The 5,010-nt window shown below is 44.9% G+C and carries 6 protein-coding genes; 5 read left to right on the plus strand and 1 reads right to left on the minus strand.

Translation table 11 applies throughout. The annotated features are described in order from the left end of the window. Positions 1-434 precede the first annotated feature (434 nt). From petP to O9300_RS09605, 5 genes are all read left to right on the plus strand, one after another. Positions 435-626 (plus strand): cytochrome b6f subunit PetP, encoded by a 192-nt coding sequence (gene petP / locus O9300_RS09585; RefSeq protein ID WP_287733279.1) that lies wholly within the window; start codon positions 435-437, stop codon positions 624-626. 22 nt (positions 627-648) lie between these two features. Continuing rightward, a complete protein-coding gene (locus O9300_RS09590) occupies positions 649-1,725 on the plus strand; it encodes a Get3/ArsA fold putative tail anchor-mediating ATPase NosAFP (protein ID WP_287971429.1) in 1,077 nt (358 codons plus the stop codon). 6 nt (positions 1,726-1,731) lie between these two features. After that, positions 1,732-2,712 (plus strand): chlorophyll synthase ChlG, encoded by a 981-nt coding sequence (chlG, locus tag O9300_RS09595; RefSeq protein ID WP_002796856.1) that lies wholly within the window; start codon positions 1,732-1,734, stop codon positions 2,710-2,712. A 277-nt stretch (positions 2,713-2,989) separates the two neighbouring features. Then, positions 2,990-3,718, plus strand: a complete 729-nt coding sequence (locus O9300_RS09600; RefSeq protein WP_043999493.1) for a Bax inhibitor-1/YccA family protein — start codon at positions 2,990-2,992, stop codon at positions 3,716-3,718. Between the two features lie 88 nt (positions 3,719-3,806). Then, the gene (locus O9300_RS09605; protein WP_002742489.1) at positions 3,807-3,977 is read left to right on the plus strand and encodes a CAB/ELIP/HLIP family chlorophyll-binding protein; all 171 of its coding nucleotides are present in this window, start codon (positions 3,807-3,809) and stop codon (positions 3,975-3,977) included. A gap of 51 nt (positions 3,978-4,028) precedes the next feature. Here O9300_RS09605 and O9300_RS09610 read toward each other — a convergent pair whose 3' ends face one another. After that, positions 4,029-4,649 carry a hypothetical protein gene (locus tag O9300_RS09610; protein ID WP_002796853.1) on the minus strand — a complete coding sequence of 207 codons (621 nt, stop codon included), beginning with the start codon at positions 4,647-4,649 and terminating at the stop codon, positions 4,029-4,031. Positions 4,650-5,010: the final 361 nt, after the last annotated feature.

Below are 5,010 nucleotides of genomic sequence, written 5' to 3' on the forward strand. Positions count from 1 at the left end.
ACCAGATATGGGAGTGATCAGGGGGAAATTCAGGGACTTTTTCCCTGAAAATTAGGTAATTGACCCCCTCAAAATCGGTAAAACCCCACACCCCACACCCCACACCCTACACCCTGCCCCTAGGAAAAACTTTTTCAGCAGACCCCAATTAATTGCACATATCTAACTACCTCTTGCCTCTTACCCCCCCAATCCCCCCGACATCGGGGCGGCTTACCTCTTGCCTATTGCCTATTGCATATTGCCTATTGCCTCTTGCCCATCCTAACCAAGAAGTTGATTTTGTCCAACTACTTAGTATATATGATCGCTAAGTGCAGATGATCTGAGAAAGACCGATAACTGAAGAGCATTGGGGGGTTTATCTGACACGAATTTATATTAAACTTAGGATTGGTTTATTGAATTATCGTCTTATTAAAACTGTGGAAGTAATGGAAATCGGGCAAAAAGTCAAGGTCTGTCGCTTAAGAGACCGCGTTAACTCGGATGTAGCGGGTAAATTGGGTAAAGTGGGTGTCATCAAAAACTTTAAGATGACCGATGGCAGCGGTATTGGTGCTGTTGTCCTGTTCGATGATAAGACCGCTACTTGGTTTTTTGAGGATGAACTCAAACTCATCTAAATATAACGCTTAGGAATTAACTATGTCCTTAATTTTGACCTTTTTGGGCAAGGGGGGCAGCGGTCGCAGTACGATAGCGATCGCTTCGGCAAGAAAAATGGCTGGTCTGGGGTCAAAAGTTCTCTTGATCGGTCAAGATTCTGGCCCTGCTTGGGGATTACTCCTCAAGGCCTCCCCTAGCTCCTCTATTACGGAAATTGCGCCTAATCTCTCGGTTGTCCAGCTTAGTAGTACCCACTTACTAGAAAAAAGTTGGGAAGAAGTCAAGGAACTGGAAAAGCAGTATTTGCGTTCTCCCACCTTGAAAAATGTTTATGGTCAAGAGTTGGGCATTTTACCCGGAATGGATCAAGCTCTAGCTTTAAATTTCCTGCGGGAACAGGATAAAAGCGGAAATTACGATGTCATCATCTACGACGGCAGCGGAGATATCAACAGCCTGAGAATGTTGGGGATTCCAGAGGTGGGTGGCTGGTATTTACGGCGTTTTCGGCAGGTTTTCAGTGATTCCGAGATTGGTCGCACCCTTTCTCCCTTTTTCCAACCGATTGCCGCTGCCGTGCTGAATTTCTCCTTTAACCCCGATGGTTTGGGGAAGAAGGCCGATAATAACATTCTAGACGAGGGACGTTCCGCTTTAGCCGATCCTCGGCGAGTTTTAGCCTATCTAGTCACCAATGATGATCCACTTGCGATCGCAGATGCCAAATATCTTTGGGGTGCGGCGCAGCAAATCGGTTTAAATGTGGGGGGAGTGATTTTTAATCGCTGTCAGAGTGCCACGGAGGATTTTGCCCCGCTGCCGGCTGCGATTTTACCCTACCGTCAAGGAGAAGATTGGCAGGAGTTAATCGCCGAGTTACCCAATTTTCTCACGGTGCAGCCGCCCAAACCGTTAATAATCGATACGGCAGCCGGTCAGGTCAAGGTTTATTTACCCGGATTCGAGAAAAAACAGGTAAAACTGACGCAATCGGGTCCAGAATTAACCATCGAAGCGGGGGAGCAACGGCGTAATATTGATGTACCACCGCCTCTAACCGGACGAGCGGTAAAAGGGGCAAAATTCCAAGACGGTTACTTAATCATTTCTTTTTAAGGGATTATGTCGAACACCGAGATAGAAAACAAGGACGATCGAGCGGCCAAAACTCGCCAATTATTGGGCATGAAAGGGGCCTCATCGGCAGAAACTTCCCTCTGGAAAATCCGCTTACAATTGATGAAGCCGATCACTTGGATTCCCCTAATTTGGGGGGTTGTCTGTGGGGCTGCTTCATCGGGGAATTATACTTGGTCTTTAGAAGATGTCTTAAAAGCGGCCACCTGTATGTTACTTTCCGGTCCATTGATGACCGGTTATACCCAAACTTTAAATGATTTTTACGATCGAGAAATCGATGCAATTAATGAACCCTATCGCCCGATTCCTTCGGGGGCAATTTCTATTCCGCAAGTAGTCGGCCAGATTTTGGTTTTATTAGCGGGTGGGTTAGGAATAGCTTATCTTCTCGATCGCTGGGCCGGTCATGATTTCCCGATCATGCTCTGTTTAACCCTATTTGGTTCTTTTATCGCCTATATTTATTCAGCGCCACCTTTAAAATTAAAACAAAATGGTTGGCTGGGAAATTATGCCCTCGGTGCTAGTTATATAGCATTACCTTGGTGGGCTGGTCACGCCCTTTTTGGTCAGTTAAATTGGACAATTATGATCTTAACCCTCATCTATAGTCTAGCGGGGTTAGGCATTGCTGTAGTTAACGACTTTAAAAGTGTGGAAGGTGACGAAAAATTAGGCTTAAAATCCTTGCCAGTTATGTTTGGAATTACCACCTCGGCTTGGATTTGCGTGATTATGATCGATGTTTTTCAAGCAGGAATTGCGGGTTATCTGATTAGTATTCATCAGAATCTTTATGCCGCTATTTTACTGTTATTAATTATCCCTCAGATCACTTTCCAAGATATGTATTTTCTGCGGGATCCGCTCAAAAATGATGTCAAATATCAAGCCAGCGCCCAGCCTTTTCTAGTGTTAGGAATGTTGGTGACAGGTTTGGCTTTAGGTCAGGGGATACTCTAAAAGATTGTAGTTAATAAAAACAGGAAATATTCAGTTTACGGGACATTATCGCCTTGAATCGGGCTTCTGTTTACGGTAACTTAAAAGGTCAAGAGGGGAGAAAACTGTGGCTTCTAGCTAGATCCCTAGTCTTTTCGTTACAATCAAGAGGGAATCGATGCTGGGGGAAAAATTACTTTTTTTTCTTCCCTGCGATTCGGCATTCTTGACGAACTAATCAAGAATAGTTTCTGTTTAACAAGATTGATTGAGACAAGTATCTCGAATCCTAGTAACCATGAGTAATACCAGTAACTTTCGTCAAGCTTTACGCGAGGCTAAAAGCCAAGCTCTTATCGGCCCTAATGTTATCCCCAAGGCCCTGCCCTATCTCGGTGGCGGTCTAATTTTGACTGCGGTGGGAACCTATGGCGGTTTAGGTGTGATCCAATCCTATCCCCAGATTTTCTTCCCGACTTTCTTTGTCGCTCTGATTGCCGAGATTATTTTATTTTTTGTCGCCCGTAATACTGCCGAAAGAGGCAATACAGGCACTGCTCTGCCCCTGCTGACTCTCTATAGTCTTCTTTCTGGCTATACTCTCAGTGGAATCGTCTATGTGGCCTTAGGTACTTCCGGTGTCGGTTTGCGAGGAGTAGCAATTGCTGCCCTCGGTTGCGGCATTGCTTTTGTGTTGGGACGGAATATCGGCTCGAATCTGTCGGAAAAAGATGGTTTAGCCCTGACTCAAACCGTTAGCATCGGTATTCTCGCTCTCTTTATTGTTCTCATTGGTCAGCTAATTTTCTCTATCTTTGGTGGCGCTACTCCCACCTGGTTAGAAATCGCCATTTCTGGCATCGGGGTTTTCTTGTTTGCTGGCTCGGCAGTGGTGGACTTTTACATCTTGCCCCGTACCTACAGAGATGAACAGTATCTTAGTGCTGCTTTATCGATGTATTTGACCTATATCAACCTATTTATCTTTATTCTGCGCCTTTTAATCGCCCTTAACGGTCGAGATTAGGGCAAATAGGGAGGAGTTAGAAATTAGTTACAACCTAAGTTCTAACTCCGCTAGAATAGTAAAGAAATGTAAACAGCCTGTAAAGATTATGACTGAACCACAACCGACTCAAACCCCCAAATTAGAAGATCCCAAATTTGGCTTTAATGACTATGCCGAGCGCCTCAACGGTAGGGCTGCTATGATTGGTTTTGTGATCACCCTGTTGATCGAGTATCTAACTGGCCAAGGTCTGTTATCTTGGTTAGGGTTACAGTAGTTTTTTAGGCTTTTTTAGGCATTCTAGGGGAAATATAGCCTTGAGTGTTAGTTAACGCATACAAGCTTCATGATTTTCCCCGTAGAATCCTTGTAAGACCGAATCACCTCGCTGTTGCGGTGTCCCGTGGGAGCGATTAGGAGCTTCAAAATCGCCCACTTCCGAAGCGGCTTCCGCTAGAAGTTTTCCCGCTATTATATAATCCTGTTTGGATAAACCTCTAGCTTCGGTAAATAACCAAGAAAGGGTATCTCCCGCTAGACAATCGGCCTGTAATTCAATGCCGATGCTCATCCCACCTTCATCGATGCCACCAATACCCCGATTCCACTGAACAGCGTGAGCGGCCTCGTGAGCGACGGCATAAAGGGGAAATAAAGGATTATCGCTAATACCAGTAACTTGCTTGAGATTGACATAGACTGTATTATCTACAGTGCAGAAAGCCGCTAGGGAAATTACGCCGCAGGGAGTGGTTATCGGGCCATCGCTTAACAAATACTTAAAATTGATCTGGTGTAATTGAGCCGTATATTCAATTACCGCTTCTAGGGCATCCGTAATATCGTCTGCTTGCGCTCTCTGGGCTAGAGGGGATAAAATCAAGAGGGAACTACAAGAAACGGCAGATATCAGGGATAATAACCGTTTACGGCCAGAGTTAGGTTTCATGGTACTAACAAAGTCGGGAGTGAGGAAGAAGTTTAATTGATCTGAATTAGCCTACCGCTACGATCACAATTTTAAAAGCTATATCTAAGACTTCCAGAGAAAATACAGAATTTACGCGGCTTTTGATCGAAGTTTACAGAATTCCTCGTCAAGGTTTAGGAAATTAATTGGGCACGACCACTTATTGTGTTGAAAATATGTCCGTCAGTCAGGCAAAAAGCTCCTCATCGGAAATTTTGGGTCTGAAACCCCGCCGTTCTAGGTTGGCTTTACGTTAGAATTAAAAGGCCAGTCTCGAAAACCAAGTGGACGGCGCAGCACCTTGAAAACTCGGCTTAGGGGGTTCCGACCAGAAAAGCTT

This window comes from Microcystis sp. LE19-195.1E, assembly GCF_027532095.1.
Lineage (GTDB): Bacteria > Cyanobacteriota > Cyanobacteriia > Cyanobacteriales > Microcystaceae > Microcystis > Microcystis aeruginosa.